We start from the raw sequence: 21,873 nt of genomic DNA, 5'->3' as shown, positions 1-21,873 counted from the left end.
CTCAGCTTTGTGCCAAGCATTGCCTGAGCACCTTACTTTTTGCCGCCCATGATGGAGCCGAGCACGCCGCGCAGAATCTGGTTGCCCAGCTTGGTGCCAAAGGAGCGGGCGGTAGATTTGGCCATGGCTTGCACGATGCCGTCTTTTTTGCCGCCACGCGGGCCGGTGGTGCCAAACAGAATGTCGTTCAAACTGCCCATCAGGCCGCCGTCATTGCTGGCAGCGGCGGCGCCACCCGATCCAGCTGTGGACTTGCCGCCTTCGGCAGCCGTCGTCTCACCGGCACGGGCCTTCAAAATTTCGTAGGCCGATTCGCGGTCCACGGCGGTGTCGTAAACGCCGGCCACCAGCGAGCCTTGCAGCAAGGCCTTGCGCTGCTCGGGCGTGATGGGGCCGAGCTGGCTGCCGGGCGGCACGATGTAGGCGCGCTCGGTGATGCTGGGGCGGCCTTTTTCGTCGAGCATGCTGACCAGCGCTTCACCCACGGCCAGTTCGGTGATGGCGGCTTCGATGTCGAGCTGGGGGTTGGCGCGCATGGTGGTGGCCGTGGCCTTGACGGCCTTCTGGTCGCGCGGCGTGAAGGCGCGCAGCGCGTGCTGCACACGGTTGCCGAGCTGGGCGAGCACGCTGTCGGGCACGTCTAGCGGGTTTTGCGTGGCAAAGTACACGCCCACGCCTTTGGAGCGCACCAGGCGCACGATCAGCTCAATGCGCTCAAGCAGCACCTTGGGCGCGTCGTTAAACAGCAAGTGCGCCTCGTCGAAGAAAAACACCAGCTTGGGTTTTTCCGGGTCGCCGATTTCGGGCAGCTTCTCGTACAGATCGCTCAGCATCCACAGCAAAAAGGTGGAGTACAGGCGTGGCGACTGCATCAGCTTGTCAGCCGCCAGAATGTTGACCACGCCCTTGTTGCCCACGGTCTGCATCATGTCGTCGATGTTGAGCATGGGCTCGCCAAAGAACTGGTCGCCGCCTTGCTGCTCGATCTGCAGCAGCCCGCGCTGGATGGCGCCCACGCTGGCCGAGCTGATATTGCCGTACTCGGTGGTGAACTGCTTGGCGTTGTCGCCCACATAGGTGAGCATGGTGCGCAGGTCTTTCAGGTCGAGCAATAGCAAACCATTGTCATCGGCGATTTTGAAGACCAGGTTGAGCACGCCCATTTGCGTGTCGTTGAGGTCGAGCATGCGGCCAAGCAGCAGCGGGCCCATGTCCGAGACGGTGGCGCGCACCGGGTGGCCTTGCTCGCCAAACACGTCCCACAAGGTGGTGGGGCAGGCGGTGGGCGCGGGTGCGTCAATGCCGCGCTCTTTGAGCGAGGCGGCCATTTTGTCGCTGAGCTTGCCCGCCTGGCTGATGCCGGTCAGGTCGCCCTTGATGTCGGCCATGAAGACCGGCACGCCAATGCCAGAGAAACCCTCAGCCAATGTCTGAAGGGTTACAGTCTTGCCTGTGCCGGTTGCGCCGGTAATCAAACCGTGCCGGTTGGCCAGCGCCGGCAGCAAAAAGCACTCTGTAGATCCATGTTTGGCAACCAGTAGGGGTTCAGCCATAGGTTTTCCTCGAAAGCGTCAAAGTCAAAAGTAAAATCGCAGTCTAGCTAGATTAAACGATAGCAAAGGAAATTCTGTGGCAGGACACAGCAAATGGGCCAATATTCAACACCGCAAAGGTCGTCAGGACGAAAAACGCGGCAAGATCTGGACCCGTATCATTCGTGAAATCATGGTCGCGGCGCGCCAAGGCGGCGGCGATCTCAACGCCAACCCACGCCTGCGTCTGGCCGTGGACAAGGCCAAGGCCGCCAACATGCCGGCCGACAACATCAAGCGCAATATCGACAAGGCCACCGGCAACCTCGAAGGCGTGACCTACGAGGAAATTCGCTACGAGGGCTACGGCATCGGTGGCGCGGCCATCATCGTCGACACCATGACGGACAACCGCGTCCGCACGGTGGCTGAAGTGCGCCACGCCTTCAGCAAGCACGGTGGCAACATGGGCACCGAAGGTTCGGTGGCCTTCCAGTTCAAAAACCTGGGCCAGCTGATTTTTGCGCCTGGGGCCGATGAAGAAAAGATCATGGAACTGGCGCTGGAAGCGGGCGCCGAAGACGTGATCACCGACGAAGAGGGCGCAGTCGAAGTGTTGACCGCGCCCGCTGATTTTGAAGCGGTGCGCAACGCCCTCGAAGCCGCAGGCCTTAAGCCTGAAGTGGCCGAGGTGACGATGCGCCCGGAAAACACCATCGATCTCGATGAAGAAAGCGCCGCCAAGATGCAAAAGCTGCTGGATGTGCTGGAAGATCTGGACGATGTACAAGAGGTTTACCACAACGCTGCGCTATGAAGGTTCTTGTGATTGGTGGCGGCGGCCGTGAACACGCAATGGCTTGGAAGTTGGCGCAGTCGCCCAAGGTCTCCAAAGTCTATGTAGCCCCCGGTAACGCCGGCACCGCGCGCGACAAGCGCCTGGAAAACGTGCCCGTGACCGATGTGGTGAAGCTGCGCGAATGGGCGCAGCAAAACGGTGTGCAACTGACGGTGGTGGGCCCCGAGGCACCGCTGGCCGCTGGTGTGGTGGACGAGTTCCGCGCCCACGGCATGAAGATTTTCGGCCCCACCAAGGCCGCTGCGCAGCTCGAAAGCTCCAAGGCTTTCTCCAAGGATTTCATGGCCCGCCATGGCATCCCGACGGCGCAGTACGAAACCTTCAGCGATCCGGTCAAGGCGCATGCCTATATCGACAAGCTGGGCGCGCCCATCGTCGTCAAAGCGGACGGCCTGGCCGCCGGCAAGGGCGTGGTGGTAGCGACCACGGCGCAGGAAGCGCACGATGCGGTCGACTTCATGCTGGTCGACAACAAATACGGTGTCTCGCACAACGACGGCGGCGCGCGCGTGGTGATCGAGGAATTCCTCGACGGCGAAGAAGCCAGCTTCATCGTGCTGTGCGATGGCAAAAACGTGGCCGCCATGGCCACCAGCCAAGACCACAAGCGCCTCAAAGACGGCGACCAGGGCCCGAACACTGGCGGCATGGGCGCATACTCGCCCGCACCCGTGGTGACGGCCGATGTGCACGCCCGTGCCATGCGCGAGATCATTCTGCCCACCATTCGTGGCATGGAAAAAGACGGTATTCCTTACACCGGCTTTCTGTATGCAGGCCTGATGATCGACAAGGCTGGCCACCCCAAGACGCTGGAGTTCAACTGCCGCATGGGCGACCCGGAAACCCAGCCGATCCTGATGCGCCTGAAGACTGACCTGGTCGATGTGATGCAAGCGGCCACCGAAGGCAAGCTCGACCAAATCGATCTGCAGTGGGACCGCCGCACCGCTTTGGGCGTGGTGATGGCCGCTGCCGGCTATCCGGAAGATCCGCGCAAGGGCGACGTGATCACCGGCCTGCCCGAGGATGCGGAAGACGCCATGGTTTTCCACGCTGGTACCGCCATGAAGGACGGCCAGCCTGTTACCAGCGGCGGCCGCGTGCTGTGCGTTACCGCCTTGGCGGACAACGTCAAGCAAGCGCAAACCCGGGTGTACGCTGTGGCGAGCCAAGTGCATTTCGATGGCGCGCAATACCGCCGCGATATTGGCTACCGCGCAGTGAAATAAGCGCACGAAGCGGTTTGGCCGCCTCCCCCTCTCAAGCTGCGCAAGAGGGGAAGCGGGCAAGCCGAAAGCGATCAGCAAGCAAAGGCGCGCCCAGAGCGCGCTTTTTTATCGCGCAGCGCCTTTGAATGGGATAACACCTATGGCTGAAATGAATCTGGCTGACGAGCACGTACAGCTCGTGTCGACCTACCTGCAAGGCTTGCAAGCCTCGATCACGCAGGCGCTGGAAAACATTGAAGCGCAGGCTGGCAGCAGCGTGCGTTTTCTGGCCGACCCCTGGCAAAAAGCGCCGGGCGAAAAGCTGCAAGGCCACGGCATCACCAAAATCATGGAAGGCGGCGCTGTGTTCGAGCGCGCTGGCGTGGGCTTCTCGCAAGTCAGCGGGCCGCAACTGCCGCCATCGGCCACGCAGCACCGGCCCGAGCTGGCGGGCGCGCCTTTTGCGGCCATGGGCGTTTCGCTGGTTTTCCACCCGCGCAACCCTTATGTGCCCACGGTGCACATGAACGTGCGCATGATCGCTGCCGGTCACCCAGGCCAGCCCAGCACTTGCTGGTTTGGCGGCGGCATGGATTTGACGCCTTTCTACCCGTTCGACGAAGACGCGGTGCACTTTCACCAAAGCTGCCGCGACGCGCTGGCGCCTTATGGCGAACAGCTCTACCCGCGCTTCAAGAAGTGGTGCGACGAGTACTTCTACCTCAAGCACCGCGACGAGCAGCGCGGCATTGGCGGCGTGTTTTTTGACGACTTTTCCGAGCTCGGTTTTGACGGCAGTTTTGCCATGCTGCAATCGGTGGGCAACGCATTTTTGCCGGCCTACCTGCCCATCGTGGAGCGCCGCCAGAACATGGAATATGGCGAGCGCGAGCGCAATTTTCAGCTCTACCGCCGGGGCCGTTATGTGGAGTTCAACCTGGTCTGGGACCGGGGCACGCACTTTGGCTTGCAATCGGGCGGGCGCACCGAATCCATTCTGCTGTCGATGCCGCCGCTGGCGAGCTGGAGCTACCAGCGCCAAGACCCGGAAGGCTCGCCCGAAGCGGCCTTGCTGCGCCAGTTTCTGGTGCGGCGCGATTGGCTCTGAAGCCGCTGCCAAGCCAAACTCGTATAATCGGCCGCTTCGCTTGTCGTTTTGTGCACCCAACGCACAGCCGCCGGCAAGCTGATCCAGACAGGCCAGGCCACGCGCCCGGCCCTTTTGTTACTGCGTGTTGACGCGATCAACAATAACTGCAACACGCGCTATAGTAGACCCACCTTCATCCATCAACGACTGATGACCACCGCCAAAAAATCCGAATCCACCGCCAAGAAGTCTGTGCAATTGCTGCAGCGCGCCGTCGTTGATGGCCTGGAAGATGTGAAAGCACAAGACATCCAGGTGTTCGACACCGAAGCCCAGTCGCAGCTGTTCGAGCGCGTGATCGTGGCCTCGGGCACCTCCAACCGCCAAACCAAGGCGCTGGCGGCCAGCGTGAAAGACGCCGTGCGCGAAGCCGGTTTCCCCAAGCCCCGCACCGAAGGCGAAGACAACGGCGAATGGATCATTGTCGACTGCGGCCCCGTGGTGGCGCACATCATGCAACCCATGATCCGCCAGTACTACCGCCTGGAAGAGCTCTGGGGTGAAACGCCTGTGCGCGTAAAGCTTGGCGCTGCCAAGCCCGCTGCCAAAAAGGCCAAGCCCGCTGCCGAAGAAGGCGCCGAGCCCAAGAAAAAGCCTGCCGCTCGCAAGACCGCAGCCGCTGCTGCTGACGAAGGCGAAGCACCTGCCAAGAAGGCCGTGAAAAAGCCTGCCGTCAAAAAAATCAGCGGCACCGTGGCCGCCAAGCCTGCCGCCAAGCGCGCTGCTACCAAAACGGCTGCCAAGCCCGCAGCGGCCAAGCCAGCTGCAGTCAAGAAGGTGGTGGTGGGCAAGCCCGCCGCCAAGAAGCCAGCTGCCAAGTCTGCCGCCAAAACCACGGCCAAGCCTGCTGCCAAAAAGCCTGCAGCCAAGCGCGCACCCAAGGCCTGATCCAACCGCCTAGCGCCACAAAGAGCTGAACTGCTACAGAGCAGGGCAGCTCTTTTGCTTTGGAGCCCTTTATGAAAATCACCATTGTCGCCGTAGGCCAGCATGTGCCCGACTGGGCACAAACCGCGTATGACGACTACGCCAAGCGCTTTCCGCCCGAGCTGAAAGTGGAGCTCAAAACCGTCAAGACCGAGCCGCGCGGCTCCAAAACCGTGGAGACGCTGTACGCCGCCGAGCGCAAGCGCATCGAAGCGGTGATTCCGCGTGGCACGCGTATTGTGGTGCTGGACGAGCGCGGCACCAATCTCACCACCAAGGCCTTGGCGGCCCGCCTCAAACACTGGCAGCTGGAAAGCGACGACGTGGCGCTGATCATCGGCGGCCCCGATGGGCTGGATCCCGAGTTCAAAGCCGCCGCGCACGAGCGTATTCGCTTGTCCGATCTCACTTTGCCGCACGCCATGGTGCGCGTGCTGCTCATCGAGCAGCTCTACCGCGCCTGGTCGGTCAACGCCGGCCACCCTTACCACCGCGAATAAGGGAAGCTGCCAGGGTCGTTGACGGTGGCTTTCTTGCCAGCGCCCCTGTGGATGCGGTATGCTGCAAAAACAATAGCTGCTTGCGCCCAATGAATGGGTGTTAGCGCTTGTTTTTATTCAAGCATCGCATCTGGCACCATGGAACCCTTTGTTTATCTGGCCTCGCAGTCGCCCCGCCGCCGTCAATTGCTTGAGCAAATAGGCGTGCGCTACACCTTGCTGCTGGCCAACAGCGAAGACACCGAACCCGAAGACCCCGAGGCGCTGGAGGCCGTGCTGCCGCGAGAGTCGGCCACCGATTATGTACAGCGCGTCACCGGCCTCAAGCTCGACGCCGCCATGGCCCGCATGCAGCGCCGTGGCCTGGAAGGCGCGCCCGTGCTGTGCTCCGACACCACGGTGTCATTGGGCCGGCGTATTCTGGGCAAGCCCGAATCGCCCGAGGAAGCGGCCGAGATGCTGCGCTCGCTCAGCGGCAAAACCCACCGAGTGCTCACCGCCGTGGCCTTGCATACCGGCCGCAAACGGCTCACCACGCTGTCGGTATCGCAAGTGCAGTTTGCCGAAATGACGCCGGCGCAAATTGCCGCCTATGTGGCCAGCGGCGAGCCCATGGGCAAGGCCGGCGCTTATGGCGTGCAGGGCCGGGCGGCGGCTTATATCGCCAAGATCAGTGGCAGCTACTCGGGAATCATGGGGCTGCCCGTGTACGAAACCGCCAATCTGCTGCGCGCCGCCGGCTTTGATCTCTGAAAACCAAGAAGAACATTCCATGCAAAACGACATTCTCATTAACTGGTCGCCGCAAGAGACGCGCGTGGCCATCATCGAAGCCGGCGCCGTGCAAGAGCTGCACCACGAGCGCACGCTGGAGCGCGGCCTGGTCGGCAACGTCTACCTGGGCAAAGTCTCGCGCGTGCTGCCCGGCATGCAATCGGCGTTTATCGACATTGGCCTGGAGCGCGCTGCATTCTTGCATGTGGCCGACGTTTGGCAGCGCCAGGAAGGCGGCGAGGCGCCCATGTTTGCGCGCAAGGGCGAGCCGCAGGTGCCGATAGAGAAACAGGTGTTCGAAGGCCAGTCGATCATGGTGCAGGTCATCAAAGATCCGATTGGCACCAAAGGCGCACGCCTGTCCACGCAAATCAGCGTGGCCGGCCGCCTGCTGGTTTTTCTGCCGCAGGACGACCATATTGGCGTCTCGCAAAAAATTCCGCAGAACGAGCGCGATGCCTTGCGCGCCCGCCTGCAAGCCCTGGTGGGCACGGCCGAAACGGGAGGTGGCGGCGGCTTTATCCTGCGCACCAATGGCGAAGATTCGACCGACGCTGAGCTGACCGAAGACATTGCCTACCTGCGCAAGGTGTGGAAGCGCATCAAGGAATCGGCCACCAAGCTGCCGCCCAAAACCTTGCTGCACCAAGACCTGAACCTGATGCAGCGCGTGCTGCGCGACATGGTGACGGAAAACACCGCATCCATCCGCATCGATTCGCGCGAGCAATTTGCCTTGCTGCAGCAGTTTGGCCAGGAGTTCATGCCCGCAGCCGTGCCCAAGCTGCAGCTATACAAAGGCGAGCGGCCCATTTTCGATCTGTACTCGGTGGACGAGGAAATAGCCCGTGCGCTGGGCCGGCGCGTCGATCTCAAATCCGGCGGCTACCTGATCGTGGACCAGACCGAAGCGCTGACCACGGTGGACGTGAACACCGGCGGTTACGTGGGTGCGCGCAATTTTGACGACACCATCTTCAAAACCAATCTGGAAGCCGCGCACGCCATTGCGCGCCAACTGCGGCTGCGCAATCTGGGCGGCATCATCATCGTCGACTTCATCGACATGGTGCACGAAGACCACCAAAAGCAAGTACTGCAAGAGCTGCGCAAACAGCTGCAGCGCGACCGCGTCAAAACCATGTGCGGCGAGTTCTCGCAACTTGGCCTGGTAGAGATGACGCGAAAGCGCACCCGCGAATCGCTGGCCCACATGTTGTGCATGCCTTGCCCGGTATGCAACGGCGTAGGTGAGGTGAAAACCGTGCGCACGGTCTGCTACGACATCCTGCGCGAAATTCTGCGCGAAGCCCGCCAGTTCAACCCCAAGGAATTCCGCGTGCTGGCCGCGCCACCAGTGATCGAGATGCTGCTGGACGAAGAAAGCCAGCACCTGGCCGGCCTGTCCGATTTCATCGGCAAACCCATCTCACTGCAAGCCGAAGGCCGCGACGGCTCGGACCAGTACGACATTATTTTGTTATGACGGGGCGGGGCGCTCGGCCCTTCAACGCTTGCAGCTCAGCCCGCAACTGCGGGTTCGTCAACTCCGAGAATCACTGGCAAAGCTGTTGAGGCAGCACTGCGTACCAGCAGATCGGCGCTGTCGTCGAGCGCGCTGGGCTCAGGGTTGACGATGATCACCTTGGCACCTGCGCGTGCCGCGTGGTGTACCAATCCCGCTGCAGGGTGCACTACGCCAGAAGTGCCAACCACCAGCATCAGGTTGCAGGCCTGCGCGGCCCGTTGTGCTTGCTCCAGCGCAGCAAAGGGCACAGGCTCGTCAAACCACACCACCTCGGGCCGCACCAGATTGCCGCATTGGTGGCAACGGGGCGGATCGCCGGCCTCCGCCCAATCCAGATAGCAGCAATCGCGTGGCGTGTCGAGCCAGGTCTGCGCGTTCAAATCGCCGTGCAGGCTGACCACTTGCGCGCTGCCCGCGCGCTGGTGCAGTCCATCCACGTTTTGCGTGAGCAAGAGAAAGCCGTCGCCGCGTCGCAACTGCTCGAAAGCCGCAAGCGCCCGGTGTGCCGCATTGGGCTGTGCGCGGCTGGCCAATTCGCGGCGCTGCTCGTACCAGCGCCACACCATGGCCGGGTTGGCGCGGTAGCCTTGCTGCGTAGCCAGCTCTTGCGCGCTGAAGGCAGACCAATAACCCGTCTGCGCGTCGCGAAACGTGGGAATACCCGATTCTGCGCTGATGCCCGCGCCGGTCAGCACGACGATACGGTTGGCCGCAGCCACCCAGCCTGCCGCTTGGTGGATGGATGGCGCTTGCTCTGCAGCGGTTGCAGGTGTTTCTTGGCTCATGGAATGCACTCCGGCCTTCGTTGTCGGATTATTCATTTGGGTTCAGGCTCGCTGGCATTGTAGAGAGCGGCTCCAGGAGGCCACCGGTGCGTCGCGGCAGCTGGAAGCGAAAGGTATGACGGCGGTGCTTTTCCCTGTGAAAGAGCCTTCGAATGATAGTGACTACTTCGCGTTTTCCCTGTGTTGCAAGCCAGCACATGGGCTTCGATGACAGCTGAATGACAGCTTCGCTTTGGATGATGGCTTTGCTTTTTAGCAATCAACCAAGGAGACGACATAGTGCAATTCCATCCCTCTTTCCCTCAGCGAGTGCTGCCGGCAGCGGCGGCCGCCTTGCTGCTGGCCCTGGCGGGCACGGCGGCGCAAGCGCAATCGAGCGTGACGCTGTTTGGCGTTATCGACACCGGCTACACGCACTTGTCGAGTAGCGGTAGCGGCTCCAACAACCTGGTGGCGGCGGACGGCAACACCTCCAGCCGCATCGGCTTTCGTGGCAGCGAAGATCTGGGCGGTGGCCTCAAGGCCAGCTTCTGGCTGGAAGCGGCTTATGAATCGGATACCGGTGCCGGTGGCTCCACCAGCACCGACAACGTCAAAAACGTCAGCGGTGGCCTGACTTTCGGCCGCCGCTCCACGGTCAGCCTGTCGGGCAACTGGGGCGAGCTGCGCTTGGGCCGCGACTTTGTGCCCGGCTTCAGCAACCTGGCAGTCTCGGGCGGAGGTTACCACGCCTTCGGCACCAATGGTGTGGGCTCGTCCTCTGCCTTGTTTTACCCACCGGCGGGCGCTCGCGGTGTGACGCATATCCGCGCCTCCAACTCGCTGGCCTACCATCTGCCTAATCTGGGTGGCTTCTTTGGTACGGTGATGTACGGCTTTGACGAAAAGACCAGTGGCCACGACGGCCGCGTGGTGGGTGGGCGCATCGGCTATGCGAATGGCCCGATCAGCGTAGCCGCAGCGATCACCAAAACCACGCGCAGCGATCTAGGCGATCTGCGCCAAGCCAATATTGGCGCGAGCTACGATTTTGGCGTGGTCAAACCCATGCTGCTGCTGGGCGAAAACAAGGCCGGCGACGACAAGAAAACCCGCGTCTGGGCGCTGGGGGCGCATGTGCCCATCGGCTCGGCCGGCCAGCTGCGTGCCAGCTACGGCGCGGTCAAGGCTACCAATGTGGCCAACGATGCCAACCACATCGCGCTGGGCTACGTGCACAACCTGTCCAAGCGCACCGCGCTGTACGCCAATGCCGCCCGCGTCAAGAACAAAGAGGGCGGCAATGCCTACACCGTGGGCGACGGCCTGGCCGTCACCAACGCCAATGGCTCGGGCACCGGCTACCAGGTGGGTATCCGCCATTCTTTCTGATGGACTGATGGTTTGACAGGCCCCGGCGCAAGCAGAGCCAAGGCTGCAAGCGCCGGGCCGGCCCGCCGAAGCGGAGGTGGGCCTCTCGGGTTTTTTTGTGATGAGATGGGTGCCATGTTGGCAGCTTTTTTTTCAGATTTTGCAGGTCACTCCAGCCTCAGAAGGCGTGCCGCACCCCAATATCAAACCCTGAGGCATTACCGCCCGCCACGGGGACAGGGCCGTTGAGGCCGCCGGAGGCGACGGGGAGGTTGATGCTGCCGCGGTTGTCGACGTAGGCGTAGGTGCCGTAGATGGCGGTGCGCTTGGAGAGGTTGTGGACGTAGCCGACGGCGTATTTGTACGAGCGGCTGCCTGCGCCGTCGTTGCGGCTCAGGCGCATCACGCTCATGGGGATGTTGTCGCTGCCCAGCTTCCAGGTAGCGCCCAGTTGCTGGTAGTTCACGCGGTTGGCTTGGCCCAGGCTTGCCAGGCGGTTGCCGGTGCGATGGTGTGCGGCCAGGGCCATGAACTTGTGGCCGTTCCAGGTGTAGGCGGCGGCCAGGTTGATTTGCGTGTAGTCGTCAGCGCTGCGGTTGCGCGTGGTGGTGGCGGCGACAGCGCCTTCCCAGGCTTCGCCGCCGTAGCCGAGGCGGGCGCCATAGACGCGGCCGTCCTGGCGCTCGGGGCCGGCGCCGTTTTCGCCCAGGGCCAGCATGGCCTGGTAGAACAGGCCTTTGCAGGCCGGGGTGGAGCAGCCGGGCGAGAAGTAGCCCACGCTGTTCGAGGCGCGAAAGCCGGTGACCGTGGTGCCGTGCAGCACGTGGGCGCTCATGCCGACGCCGACGCGGAAGGGGTCGAACAGAAACATGTTCCAGAACGAGGGCGTGTAGTCGCGCCCCAGGCGCAGCTCGCCCCAGTCCTTGCTTTGCAGGTACAGGTAGGCTTTGCGGTTGAACATCAGGCCGCTGCCGGCCTGCGCGCCCGAAGGCTGGTTGTTGCTGTTGCTGCCTTGGCCGCCGCCGCTGTCGGCGTTCAGGCCGGCTTCCAGGTCAAAGCCCGCTGCCATGCCGCCGGCCAGGGCTTCGCGGCCGCGGAAGCCGATGCGGCTCGATTGGTTGCCGCTGGAGGTGAGCATCTGCGTGGAGCCCGTGCCTTCGGCGCGGTACGACGAGGCGGCCAGATCGACCACGCCGTAGACCTGCAATGAAGACTGGGCGAACACGATCGAGCTGCCGAGGAGGCAAGTGCCGGAGGCCAAAATACGGACGAATGGGATGTGAGAAGCCATGAAAAACTCCTGAATCGCATGCACTAGGGCATGCTGCGAGCGCGTTGTCGGTGCTGCGCGGGTGGGGTGAGCAGACAGCAAGGCCCCTGCACGGAGGGCGTGCATCGCTGGGGCGGCTTGCGGTACGTTGTTAGGGTTCAGGCTGCGCTCGTAAAGCACAGCCCGAAATACGGAAGCAGAAAAGCCGGGTGCGGCGCTGCTCAGTGTTCGGGCTGGTAGCCGATGGCTTTGAGCAAGGCGACCTGCTTTTGGCTGGCGTCCTGGAGGTCGGCGACCATCTCTTGCTGGGTGCTGGCCTGGCCCGGCTCCATGCCCAGCACTGCCAGTTGCTCGTGCACGGCGGGCGTGGCGAAATGGGCCAACGTCACTTCGCGCAGTTTCTGCTGGATGGCGGCAGGCGTCTGCGGATGGGCCCAGACCGCGAACCAGCCGGGTTTGGCCAGTTGCGGATAACCGAGTTCCTTGAAGGTGGGCACATCGGGCAGGGCTTTGAGGCGCGTGGGGTAGACGGCCGCGAGCGCCCGGATTTTGCCGCTGCGGATCAGCGGCAGCGAGGTGGCAGTGCCGTCGAACATGACGGGCACATGGCCACCCATCAGATCGACCAGCGCAGGCGGCGAGCCTTTGTAGCCGATATGGCGCAGGTTCGTCTGCGACAGCTGGCCCAGCAGCATGCCCGAGGTATGGCCTTTGAAGCCGGTGGCGTACGAGGCGAAGTCCACGCCATTGGGCTGTTTGCGGGCGTGGCTGATGAAATCGGGCAGGTTCTGGTAGGGCTGGCTGGTGTTGGCCACCATCACCAGGCCCGTGCGCGTGAGCTGCGCCACGGGCGTTACGTCCTTGAACGGGTCGTAGCTCACCTTCTGTGCCACGGGCGCTTCGCTCATGGCGCCGTCTTGGATCACCAAAAAGCTGTAGCCGTTTTTGCCGCTGGCCTTGAGCTCGTGGATGCCGATGGCGCCCGAGGCCCCGGTTTTCGATTCCACGTATACGGGTTGTTTCAGCGCACGCTGCATGCCGTCGGCCAGCAGACGGGCCAGGGCATCGGCGGTGCCGCCGGCCGGGCCGGTGACGATGAGGCGGATCGGTTTGCTCGGCCAGTCGCTTTGCGCCTGAACGTTGCTGGCAGCGCCCAAGCCCAGTGCCAGCGCGGTGGCAACAAGCGGCAGGCGGCGGCGTGAGAGAAGAGAAAGTGTTGGCATGGTGGTCTGTCTCCTGTGCGTTATTTCTGCTTTGGCGCCTTACTCGGTGGGGCCGCCGATGATGGCGGTGCGCTCCATCTTGCGGTGGCAGGCGGGGTAGTCCATGACGGCGTAGTGCTGGGTCGAGCGGTTGTCCCAGAAGGCGACGCTGTTCTTCTTCCAGCGAAAGCGCACTTGGTATTCGGGGATCATGGCCTGGCTGGTGAGGTAGTTCAGCAGTTGCGCCGCGCCGGGCGATTTGTCCAGGCCAAAGCGCACGTTGGCCGGCGTGTTGTAGTTGGTGAAATGCGTGGTGAAGCTGCTGTTGACGAACAGCACTTTCTCGCCCGTTTCCGGGTGGATGCGCACCACCGGGTGCTCGGCGTCCGGGTACTGGGCCTTGAGCGCCAGGCGCTTTTCTATCGGCATGGGCGCGCCAAAGCTCGACTCGATGCTGTGGCGGGCGCGCAGCGGCGCGATCTTGGCCTTGATGTCCTCGGGCAGCTGCTCGTAGGCCATCACCATGTTCACCCACATGGTGTCGCCGCCCACTGGCGGGCATTCCACGCAGCGCAGCACACAGCCCATGGGCGGTTGCTCGCGCCAGGTGGCGTCGGTGTGCCAGGAGTTTTCGTGCCGGTCCGGCGGGTGCTGCGGGGTTTTGTAGATTTGCACCAGACCGGGGTGGTCGGGGTGGCTGCCCACTACCGGGTGGTCTTCCAGCTCGCCAAAGCGGCGGGCAAAAGCTACGTGCTCGGCACGCGTGATGTCCTGGTCGCGGAAGAAAATCACCCGGTGCTGCAGCAGCGCCTGGCGGATCTGGGCGAGCAGGTCTTCGTCCTGCGCAGCAGCGCCGAGGTGCACGTTGCTGAGCTCGGCACCGATCGAGCAGGTCAGCGGCTCCACCTGCAAAGAGCGGCTCAGCGAGCTGGCGCGGATCACCGCCGGGGCGGCTTGGGGTTCGGTCTTCATGCGGCTTGTCTCCTTATAGAATCCATGCCAGCAGTGTGAAAAACCCGCCCCGTCCGCGCTTGTCATTAGGTGACTGGCGCTTTGCATTAAGTGTCAGCTAAGTGAAACCCCATGGCGTCTTTAGTTCGTGCAGCCTGTTTGACCAACTACGACGAAGTCGCCCGCGCGGCGGGCCTGAACAGCGCCCGAATGCTGCTCGACGCGGGCCTCAGCCCCAGCGTGCTGGCCGAGCCGGATGTGATGATTCCGGTCGACAAGGTCGGGCGCTTGCTGCAGGCCTCGGCCCAGCAGTCGGGCAATGAGAGCTTTGCGCTGTGCATGGCGCGCTCGCGTCTGCTCTCGAACATGGGGCCGGTGGGCTTGCTCATCCGTGACCAGGAGACGCTGCGCGATTCGCTGCAGCTGCTGATTCGCCACTTGGCACTGCTCAACGGCGCCATGACGATGGAGCTGGAAGAACAGGACGACACGGTTGTGATCCGCGAGCTGTTGCTGGCCGGGCGAGCGCATGAACCCACCCGCCAGCGCGTGGAACTGGCGCTGGGCGTGATGGTACGCGCCATCCGCCAGCTCATCGGCCGCGACTGGCAGCCGCGCCTGGTGTGTTTTGAGCACGCGCCGCCCAAAGACTTGGCGGTGCACCTGCAGCTGTTCGGCCCACGCGTGGCCTTCAACCAGGATTTCAACTGCGTGGTCTGCGCCAAGGCCGATCTGGACCGCCGCAACGAATTCGCCGACCCGGCCATGGTGCGCTACGCCCAAAAGCTGCTCGACGCCAGCGGCCCCCCCAGCGACGACGCGGTGCTGGACGACGTGCGCCGCAGCATCTTGCTCTTGTTGCCCACCGGCCGCTGCTCGATTGAGCGGGTGAGCGAACACCTGGGCGTGGTGCCGCGCACCGTACAGCGCCGCCTGACGGAAAAAGGCCAGAGCTTCTCCGCGCTGATGAACGACATCCGCCTGGAGTTGGCGAGCCGCTACGTGCTGGAGAGCAAACGCTCCTTGACCGAAGTGGCCGAGCTGCTGGGCTTTTCTGCCGCCAGCAGTTTTTCACGCTGGTACCAGAGTCAGTACGGTTGCAGCGCCAAAGATAGCCGCGCCAAGGCGCAAAGCGGTGCGGCTGAATAACGCAAACAACGGCTAAGCCGCTACCAAGAAAAAAGCGGGCCACAATAGGGCCCGTAAAAACCGCTTGGGCCGCAATGGCGCAGCGGTTTCGACTCGCAGGGAGCAGCCGGTTGGCCCGCACAAGGCACCCGGCTCAAAGTTGACGCTGGGCGCGCAATACGCTCAGCGTGCAGCCTGCACCGTTGCGCGCAGCTTGGCCTGGATGGCCTGGTTCTGCGCCACGGTGGCTTGCATTTTTTGCTGCAGCTCTTGCAGGCTGCTGGGGCTGGGCGATTCCAGGCCCTGGGCTTTGAGCTGGGCCTGGAAATGCGCGGTGGCGGTGATCTTTTCCATCTCCTGGCGCAGGCGTTTTTGCAGTGCAGCTGGCGTGCTGCTGAGCACGAACAGGCCTACGCTGGCGTCGGGCAGCACAAAGTCGGGCATGTTCTGCTCGGCGAAGCTCGGCACGTCGGGCAGCAGCGGCGAGCGCTTGGCCGAGACCACGCCCAGCGCCTTGATCTTGCCGGCCTTGATCTGGGGCGCAGCGTTGCTGATGACTTCAAACGTCAACTGCACCTGGTTGCCCAGCAAATCGACCATCGCCGGCGCCGAGCCCTTGTAGGGTACGGTGCTGATCTTGCCGCCGCTCTTGGCGCTGAGCAGTTCGCCCAGCAGATCGGAGCGCGTGCCGGGGCTCAGGTTGGCAATGTTGACCGGCGTTTTGCTTTGCTGCGCGTGGTCCAGCACGCCCTGCAAGCTGGTGGCGGGCACGCTGCTGTTGGCCACCAGCAGGTGCACCATGCTGGCGACGTCGGCGACGTAGCTGAAGGTTTTCTGCACGTCGAAAGGCGTTTTCACGGTGAGCGGAAAATCCGTCCAGATGCTCGACGGCGCAATCATCATCGTGTGCCAGTCGGCGGGCGCGTTCATCACCGCACGCTCGGCGATGACGGCCGAGCCGCCAGGCTTGTTGTCCACTATCACCGGCTGGCCCAGATTGGCCTGCAGGTGCTCGGCCACAAGGCGGGCCACGTTGTCGGAAATGCCGCCGGGCGGTGCGGGTACGACCAGGCGGATGGGCTTGGTCGGCCAGTCCTGGGGTTGGGCCAGGGCGGGACTGCTCGCGGCCAGTAAGGCCAGGCAGACGGCGCTCGCGGAGGTGCGCAGTTGGCGCAAGATTTTTTGCATGCTGGGTTCTCCTTGGCTGCGCCGGGGTCAGATCACAAAGATCGAGGAGCCGGTGGTCTTGCGGCCTTCCAGATCGCGGTGGGCCTGCACGGCATCGGGCAGCTCATAGCGCTGGTTGATCTCGATGCGGATGCGGCCGGCCGCCACATGGCCGAACAGCTCGTCGACGAGTTGCTGCTTTTCCACCGTGTCGGCAATATAGTCAGCCAAGCCGGGGCGGGTGACATAGGCCGAGCCCTTGCGCGCCAGAATCGCCGGATCGAAAGGCGGAATCTTGCCCGAGGCCGTGCCCACGCACACCAGCAAACCGCGGCGCTTGAGCGAATCGAGCGAGCCCATGAAGGTGTCTTTGCCCACGCTGTCAAACACCACCGAAACGCCTTGGCCGTTGGTGAGCTCGCGCACGCGGCTGGGCACGTCTTCGTGCGTGTAGTAGATGATCTCGTCGCAACCGTGGGCGCGGGCGATCTCGGCCTTGGCTTCGCTGGAGACGGTGCCAATCACGCGCAGGCCCAGCAATTTGGCCCATTGCGAAACGATCAGCCCCACACCGCCGGCAGCAGCGTGCAGCAACACGGTTTCGCCTTTTTGGAAAGGATAGATCTTGCGGCACAGATAGGCTGCTGAGAGGCCGCGCATGGTCATGGCGGCGGCTTGCTCGCAGCTGATGGCGTCGGGCAGCTTGATCAGCGGAGCGGCATCGATCAGGCGCTCGGTGCTGTAGGCACCCAGCGTGTTCGTGAAGCCGGTGTAGGTGACGCGGTCGCCCACAGCGAAGCCGGTCACGCCCGCGCCCACGGCTTCGACGACGCCCGAGGCCTCGTTGCCCAGGCCGCTGGGCAGGGGCACCGGGTAAATGCCGCTGCGGAAATAGGTGTCGGCAAAGTTCAGGCCCACGGCCACATGGCGCAGGCGCACCTGGCCGGGGCCGGGATCGCCCACTTCGCTGCGCTCAAAACGCAGCACTTGCGGGCCGCCGACTTCATGGAATTTCACTACGCTAGTCATCGTTTGTCTCCTGGGTTTCTTGGGGGGGAGGCCGCAGCCGCTGGGGCTGGGCGCTGCGAGATCAGAGGCTTGATCCTGCGGTCCATGATGCAGGGCGGTGCCTGCCTGCACTTGACGTTTGGTGCCGGAAACTTGGCATTTGATGACTGTCAATCCTTGGCGAAAACCCGAGGTGCAGCGCGGCGCGGCGGCCTTGTCGCGAAACAAAAAGACGCTGTCAGCAAATGCAAAGTGCAGCGCCGGTGGCCGTTTGATACTGGGTTGGCGCAAGAGGGCGGGGCGCATGCAGCCACCTGCTCGTTGCCTGTTTTTTCTGATAACCCGGAGACACCACTATGAACTTTCTCGACGGCCACCTCTACCCCGAAAACCAGCAGCCACTGATCATCACCGCCGCGCCTTATGCGCCGGGCTGGATTCCTTCCGATTTCCCCGAAGACATTCCGGTGAGCATGGAAGACCAGATCCAGAAGGCCGTAGATTGCTACGAAGCCGGCGCCACCGTGCTGCACCTGCATGTTCGCGAAGAAGATGGCAAGGGCAGCAAGCGCTTGTCCAAATTCAATGAGCTGATTGCCGGTGTGCGCGCCCGCGTGCCCGAGATGGTGATCCAGGTGGGCGGCTCGATCAGCTTTGCCCCAGAAGGCGAAGACGGCCAGGCAAAGTGGCTCTCCGACGATACGCGCCACATGCTGGCCGAGCTCACGCCCCGGCCCGACCAGGTGACCGTCACCGTCAACACCACGCAGATGAACGTGACCGAGCACGCGGGCGAGGACGATTTCCGCGGCGTCTCGCGCGGCTTCCCGCACCTGTACAAAACCTACCGCGACATGATCGTGCCGTCGAACCCCAGCTTTGTCGAAGAGCACATTCGGCGCCTCACCGAAGCGGGCATCCAAAGCGAGTTCCAGGTCTACAACATCAACAGCTTCGAGACCATCGAGCGCATGATCCGCCGTGGCGTCTACAAAGGCCCGCTGGTGATGAACTGGGTGGCGATCAGCGGCGGCATGGACCAGGCCAACATCTACAACCTGGCCAATATTCTGCGTGCCGTGCCTGATGGCGCGGTGGTGACGGTGGAAAGCTCGGTGCTGAACGTGCTGCCCATCAACATGATCGGCATTGCCTTGGGCTTGCACGTGCGCTGCGGCACCGAAGACGTGCTGTGGAACCAGCAACGCACCGGCAAGATGAGCACGGTCGAGCAGATCAAGCAGCTGGTGCGCATCTCCGGCGAGTTCGGCCGCCCCATCGCCACTGCGCAACAGGCCCGCGAGATCATGCAGATCGTCGTGTTCTACGACAGTGCCGACGAAACCCTGGCCAAGAACGGCTTTGCCCCCAACCGCAACGGCGCCAACCAAGGTTTCCTGCGCAAGCCTGCCATCGCCTGAAGCCTGAAATAGCCAAACCGGCCGCACCTCGCTGGCCGCACAAAGCACAAAGCCTGCAAATTGCAGGCTTTGTTGTTACCGATGCTGGATTGGCAACAGCTTAGAACGTGCTTTCGATCTCTACGCTGTCGTGGCGCGAGGAGATCGTCAACACGCTCTTACAGCTTGCGCAAACGCTCCAGTGCGGCCAGCAGGGTTTCGTCTTTTTTGGCGAAGCAAAAGCGCACCACTTGCTGGTCGAAGCCGTCGCCGTAGAAGGCCGACAGTGGGATGGCGGCGACGCCCAGGTCTTTGACCATTTGCTGGCAGAACTCGGCCTCGGTGGCGTCGGTGATGGCCGAGATGTCGACGCACTGGAAGTAGGTGCCCGAGCAGGGAAGCAGTTGCAGGCGCGAGCCTTCCAGGCCGGCGCGGAACAGATCACGCTTTTTTTGGTAGAAAGCGGGCAGATCCAGATAGGGCGCAGGGTTCTTCAGGTAATCGGCCAGGCCCACTTGCATGGGCGTGTTGACGGTGAAGACGTTGAACTGGTGCACCTTGCGGAACTCGGCCGTCAGCGCAGCGGGCGCGGCCACGGTGGCCACTTTCCAGCCGGTGACGTGGAAGGTTTTGCCAAAGCTGCTCACCACGTAGGCGCGGGCGGCCAAGCCGGGGTAGCGCGATGCGCTCTCGTGGCGCTCGCCGTCGAACACCATGTGCTCGTACACCTCGTCGGCCAGCAGCAGCACATTGGTCGGGGCCAGCAGGTCTTGCAGTTGCTGCATTTCTTGCGCCGTCCAGGTGGTGCCGCTGGGGTTGTGCGGCGTGTTGATCAGCAGCAGGCGCGTTTTGGGCGTGATGGCCGCGGCGATCTTGGCGAAATCGGGGCGGAAGGTTTTGGGCGTGAGCGGCACGCGCACCGGCACGCCGCCGGCCAGTTCGATATTGGGCACGTAGCTGTCGTAGCAGGGATCGAGCACGATGACTTCGTCGCCAGGGCTCACGCAGCTGAGGATGATGGTGAGAATGGCCTGCGTGGCACCGGCGGTAACGGTGATCTCGCTGGCCGCGTCGTAACGGTGGCCGTACAGCGCCTCAATTTTTTGCGCTACCACTTCGCGCAGCGCGGGCACGCCCGTCATGGGCGGGTATTGGTTGTGGCCGGCCTGCATGGCGCGGGTCACGCCGTCGAGCAGGGCCGGGTCGCAGCCAAAATCCGGAAAGCCCTGGCCCAGGTTGACGGCTTTGTGCTCTTGGGCCAGTGCCGACATGACGGTGAAGATGGTGGTGCCCACGTTGGGCAGGCGGCTCGGAAAGCTCGGGGTGGTGAGGGTGGCAGACATGGTTGGCGCTATCTATACACAAGACAAGCGCCCGCTGAACGGGCGCTGGCAGCTCTGGGGCAGAGCCTGGTTGCATGGAATTGGGGGCAATTTTAGCCCCGGCTCTCACAGTTCGTAGTCGGCTACGTGTCCCACCATGGCGCGGTCGATGAGATCGTGGCTCAGGCGGTCGCTCAGGAGTTCGGCAAACTTGTAGACGAAGTTGCGCATGTAGGCGCCGCGTTTGAAAGCCACGCGCGCCACGCTCTGGCCAAACAAATGGCCCATGGGGCGCACGGCCAGGTCTTTGAGCGGGTCGTCGCGCATGGCCATTTCGGCCACGATGCCAATGCCCAGGCCCAGGCGCACATAGGTTTTGATGACGTCTGAGTCAATCGCCTCCAGCACGATGCGCGGCGTGAGCTGGCGAGCGGCCATGGCTGCGTCGATCTTGCCCCGGCCGGTGAAGCTCGGGTGGTAGGTGATCAGCGGCTCGGCGGCAATGTCTTCGAGCGTGATGCGCTCTTTTTGCGCCAGCGGGTGCTGGTGCGGCATGACCAGCACGTGCTGCCATTCGTAGCAGGGCAGGGTGACGAGCTCGGGGTAATCAGCCAGCGATTCGGTGGCCATGCCCAGGTCGGCCTGTTCGTCGATCACCATGCGCGCCACTTCGGCCGGCGTGGCCTGGTGCAGGCTGACGGTGACCTTGGGGTAATGCTCGCGCAGCTTGGCCACGGGCGTGGGCAGCACGTAACGCGCCTGCGTGTGCGTGGTGGCGATGGAGAGCGTGCCGCTGTCTTGCGCGCTGAACTGGTCGCCAATGCGCTTGAGGTTGCCCACTTCGCGCATGATGATTTCAATGCTTTTGAGCACTTGCTGGCCCGGCTCCGTGATGCGCTTGAGGCGCTTGCCGTGGCGGGCGAAGATGTCGATGCCCAGCTCTTCCTCCAGCTCGATGATGGCTTTGGATACCCCGGGCTGCGAGGTGTGCAGCGCCTTGGCGGCCTCGGTCAGGTTGAGGTTGCGGCGTGCGGCTTCTTGCACAAAGCGGAACTGATGCAGGTTCATACAAGTTTATGGAATATGAATTTGCATCATTATGCTTGAAAGGAATATAAAGCCAAGGCTGCAAGCCCAAAAAACCTGCGCTAATCGCAGGGATGCGTGGCGCCAATGCTGCAGTTCACCGCCAACACAGCGGTGCAATCAGGCTTGCAAGTAGGCGCCGGCCAGGCTGGCGAGCAGCTGCATCACGCGCTCGTCCTCGCCCATGGCGGGGGCAATGTGTAGCTGCAGCGGCGCAAACTGCGGAGCCAGTTGCTGTACCAGGGCAGGAATGTCTTCGCGTGCATGTTTGCCCACGCCAAACAACAGCGGCCAGATGGTCACTTGGGTGAGCTGTGGCTGGTTTTGCAGCAGCGCTTGCAAGGCTTGCTGCAGCGTGGGTTCGCACCAATCGAGGTAAGCGCAGGCCACGGCGGCCTCGGGGTGCTGCGCTTGCACCAAGGTCAGCAGGCGCTCGGCATTGCCGCGCCAGACCGGGTCTTTGGAGCCGTGGGAAAGCAGAATCAAGCCGCTGCGGGAAGTGGAGGAGGACATACAAGAACGCTTGGCAAATCGCCCGGGGCCGCGGGCCGGATAAGTGGAGGGGGCCTGGGCGCATTATCGCTTTCCCATAGAACACCATTCAGCAGCTCAATAAGGCCAGTGGTTTGTTGCAGAATGTGCAGCTTGGCCTGGCCATGGCGGCTGGCCCTGGCATGGAGAAAGTACCTCCTCGGGTGCTGCGGTTTACATTCCCTTCATGTG

The 21,873-nt window shown here is 63.0% G+C and carries 20 protein-coding genes; 10 read left to right on the top strand and 10 right to left on the bottom strand.

What is annotated here, in order from left to right; genetic code table 11:
* Positions 1 to 32 precede the first annotated feature (32 nt).
* A complete protein-coding gene (locus ACFIQF_RS03120) occupies positions 33 to 1,553 on the bottom strand; it encodes a helicase HerA-like C-terminal domain-containing protein (protein WP_393939946.1) in 1,521 nt (506 codons plus the stop codon).
* A gap of 76 nt (positions 1,554 to 1,629) precedes the next feature.
* On the opposite strand from ACFIQF_RS03120, the gene ACFIQF_RS03115 reads away from it, so the two are divergent.
* From ACFIQF_RS03115 to rng, 7 genes are all read left to right on the top strand, one after another.
* Positions 1,630 to 2,349 (top strand): YebC/PmpR family DNA-binding transcriptional regulator, encoded by a 720-nt coding sequence (locus tag ACFIQF_RS03115; protein ID WP_393939944.1) that lies wholly within the window; start codon positions 1,630 to 1,632, stop codon positions 2,347 to 2,349.
* Positions 2,346 to 3,623, top strand: a complete 1,278-nt coding sequence (gene purD, locus ACFIQF_RS03110) for a phosphoribosylamine--glycine ligase (RefSeq protein ID WP_393939942.1) — start codon at positions 2,346 to 2,348, stop codon at positions 3,621 to 3,623. Before ACFIQF_RS03115 ends, purD begins: the two co-directional genes overlap by 4 nt.
* 139 nt (positions 3,624 to 3,762) lie before the next feature.
* Positions 3,763 to 4,710 (top strand): oxygen-dependent coproporphyrinogen oxidase, encoded by a 948-nt coding sequence (gene hemF / locus ACFIQF_RS03105; protein ID WP_393939941.1) that lies wholly within the window; start codon positions 3,763 to 3,765, stop codon positions 4,708 to 4,710.
* Between the two features lie 192 nt (positions 4,711 to 4,902).
* Positions 4,903 to 5,640, top strand: a complete 738-nt coding sequence (gene rsfS / locus ACFIQF_RS03100) for a ribosome silencing factor (protein ID WP_393939939.1) — start codon at positions 4,903 to 4,905, stop codon at positions 5,638 to 5,640.
* A gap of 71 nt (positions 5,641 to 5,711) precedes the next feature.
* Entirely contained in the window at positions 5,712 to 6,179 is a 468-nt protein-coding gene (gene rlmH, locus ACFIQF_RS03095; protein ID WP_393939937.1) for a 23S rRNA (pseudouridine(1915)-N(3))-methyltransferase RlmH, read from the top strand.
* A 138-nt stretch (positions 6,180 to 6,317) separates the two neighbouring features.
* Positions 6,318 to 6,932: a Maf family protein gene (locus ACFIQF_RS03090; protein WP_393939936.1), complete on the top strand. Its 615-nt coding sequence runs from the start codon at positions 6,318 to 6,320 to the stop codon at positions 6,930 to 6,932.
* 19 nt (positions 6,933 to 6,951) lie between these two features.
* Positions 6,952 to 8,439 carry a ribonuclease G gene (gene rng / locus ACFIQF_RS03085; protein WP_393939934.1) on the top strand — a complete coding sequence of 496 codons (1,488 nt, stop codon included), beginning with the start codon at positions 6,952 to 6,954 and terminating at the stop codon, positions 8,437 to 8,439.
* 35 nt (positions 8,440 to 8,474) lie between these two features.
* On the opposite strand, the gene ACFIQF_RS03080 is transcribed toward rng, so the two are convergent.
* Positions 8,475 to 9,266 carry an SIR2 family NAD-dependent protein deacylase gene (locus tag ACFIQF_RS03080; RefSeq protein ID WP_393939932.1) on the bottom strand — a complete coding sequence of 264 codons (792 nt, stop codon included), beginning with the start codon at positions 9,264 to 9,266 and terminating at the stop codon, positions 8,475 to 8,477.
* 279 nt (positions 9,267 to 9,545) lie between these two features.
* Here ACFIQF_RS03080 and ACFIQF_RS03075 point away from each other — a divergent pair, with 279 nt between their 5' ends.
* Positions 9,546 to 10,637 (top strand): porin, encoded by a 1,092-nt coding sequence (locus tag ACFIQF_RS03075; protein WP_393939930.1) that lies wholly within the window; start codon positions 9,546 to 9,548, stop codon positions 10,635 to 10,637.
* 157 nt (positions 10,638 to 10,794) lie between these two features.
* Here the strand turns inward: ACFIQF_RS03075 and ACFIQF_RS03070 are convergent, their stop codons facing one another.
* From ACFIQF_RS03070 to ACFIQF_RS03060, 3 genes are all read right to left on the bottom strand, one after another.
* A complete protein-coding gene (locus tag ACFIQF_RS03070) occupies positions 10,795 to 11,907 on the bottom strand; it encodes a porin (RefSeq protein WP_393939929.1) in 1,113 nt (370 codons plus the stop codon).
* 200 nt (positions 11,908 to 12,107) lie between these two features.
* Positions 12,108 to 13,109, bottom strand: a complete 1,002-nt coding sequence (locus ACFIQF_RS03065) for a Bug family tripartite tricarboxylate transporter substrate binding protein (RefSeq protein WP_393939927.1) — start codon at positions 13,107 to 13,109, stop codon at positions 12,108 to 12,110.
* Between the two features lie 39 nt (positions 13,110 to 13,148).
* The gene (locus ACFIQF_RS03060) at positions 13,149 to 14,000 is read right to left on the bottom strand and encodes a TauD/TfdA dioxygenase family protein (RefSeq protein WP_393940020.1); all 852 of its coding nucleotides are present in this window, start codon (positions 13,998 to 14,000) and stop codon (positions 13,149 to 13,151) included.
* Positions 14,001 to 14,171: 171 nt separating this feature from the next.
* On the opposite strand from ACFIQF_RS03060, the gene ACFIQF_RS03055 reads away from it, so the two are divergent.
* On the top strand, positions 14,172 to 15,188 hold the full coding sequence (locus ACFIQF_RS03055; protein WP_393939925.1) for an AraC family transcriptional regulator: 1,017 nt from the start codon (positions 14,172 to 14,174) through the stop codon (positions 15,186 to 15,188).
* Positions 15,189 to 15,350: 162 nt separating this feature from the next.
* Here ACFIQF_RS03055 and ACFIQF_RS03050 read toward each other — a convergent pair whose 3' ends face one another.
* Complete coding sequence (locus ACFIQF_RS03050; protein WP_393939924.1) at positions 15,351 to 16,355, bottom strand: Bug family tripartite tricarboxylate transporter substrate binding protein; 1,005 nt, start codon at positions 16,353 to 16,355, stop codon at positions 15,351 to 15,353.
* 27 nt (positions 16,356 to 16,382) lie between these two features.
* Positions 16,383 to 17,363, bottom strand: a complete 981-nt coding sequence (locus tag ACFIQF_RS03045) for a quinone oxidoreductase family protein (RefSeq protein ID WP_393939922.1) — start codon at positions 17,361 to 17,363, stop codon at positions 16,383 to 16,385.
* Positions 17,364 to 17,698: 335 nt separating this feature from the next.
* Between ACFIQF_RS03045 and ACFIQF_RS03040 the strand changes: the two genes are divergently transcribed.
* Positions 17,699 to 18,763 carry a beta-keto acid cleavage family enzyme gene (locus ACFIQF_RS03040; protein ID WP_393939920.1) on the top strand — a complete coding sequence of 355 codons (1,065 nt, stop codon included), beginning with the start codon at positions 17,699 to 17,701 and terminating at the stop codon, positions 18,761 to 18,763.
* Between the two features lie 158 nt (positions 18,764 to 18,921).
* On the opposite strand, the gene ACFIQF_RS03035 is transcribed toward ACFIQF_RS03040, so the two are convergent.
* The 3 genes from ACFIQF_RS03035 to ACFIQF_RS03025 all read right to left on the bottom strand — a co-directional run bounded on the left by ACFIQF_RS03035 (position 18,922) and on the right by ACFIQF_RS03025 (position 21,663).
* Positions 18,922 to 20,085 (bottom strand): pyridoxal phosphate-dependent aminotransferase, encoded by a 1,164-nt coding sequence (locus ACFIQF_RS03035; protein WP_393939918.1) that lies wholly within the window; start codon positions 20,083 to 20,085, stop codon positions 18,922 to 18,924.
* A 105-nt stretch (positions 20,086 to 20,190) separates the two neighbouring features.
* Positions 20,191 to 21,132, bottom strand: a complete 942-nt coding sequence (locus tag ACFIQF_RS03030) for a CysB family HTH-type transcriptional regulator (protein ID WP_393939916.1) — start codon at positions 21,130 to 21,132, stop codon at positions 20,191 to 20,193.
* A 138-nt stretch (positions 21,133 to 21,270) separates the two neighbouring features.
* A complete protein-coding gene (locus ACFIQF_RS03025) occupies positions 21,271 to 21,663 on the bottom strand; it encodes a sirohydrochlorin chelatase (protein ID WP_393939914.1) in 393 nt (130 codons plus the stop codon).
* Positions 21,664 to 21,873 lie beyond the last annotated feature (210 nt).

Origin of the sequence: Comamonas trifloxystrobinivorans (assembly GCF_043359985.1) — a bacterium.
In the GTDB taxonomy this organism is placed as follows: Bacteria; Pseudomonadota; Gammaproteobacteria; order Burkholderiales; family Burkholderiaceae_C; genus Comamonas; species Comamonas trifloxystrobinivorans.
This window is presented reverse-complemented; position numbering and strand designations above follow the sequence as displayed.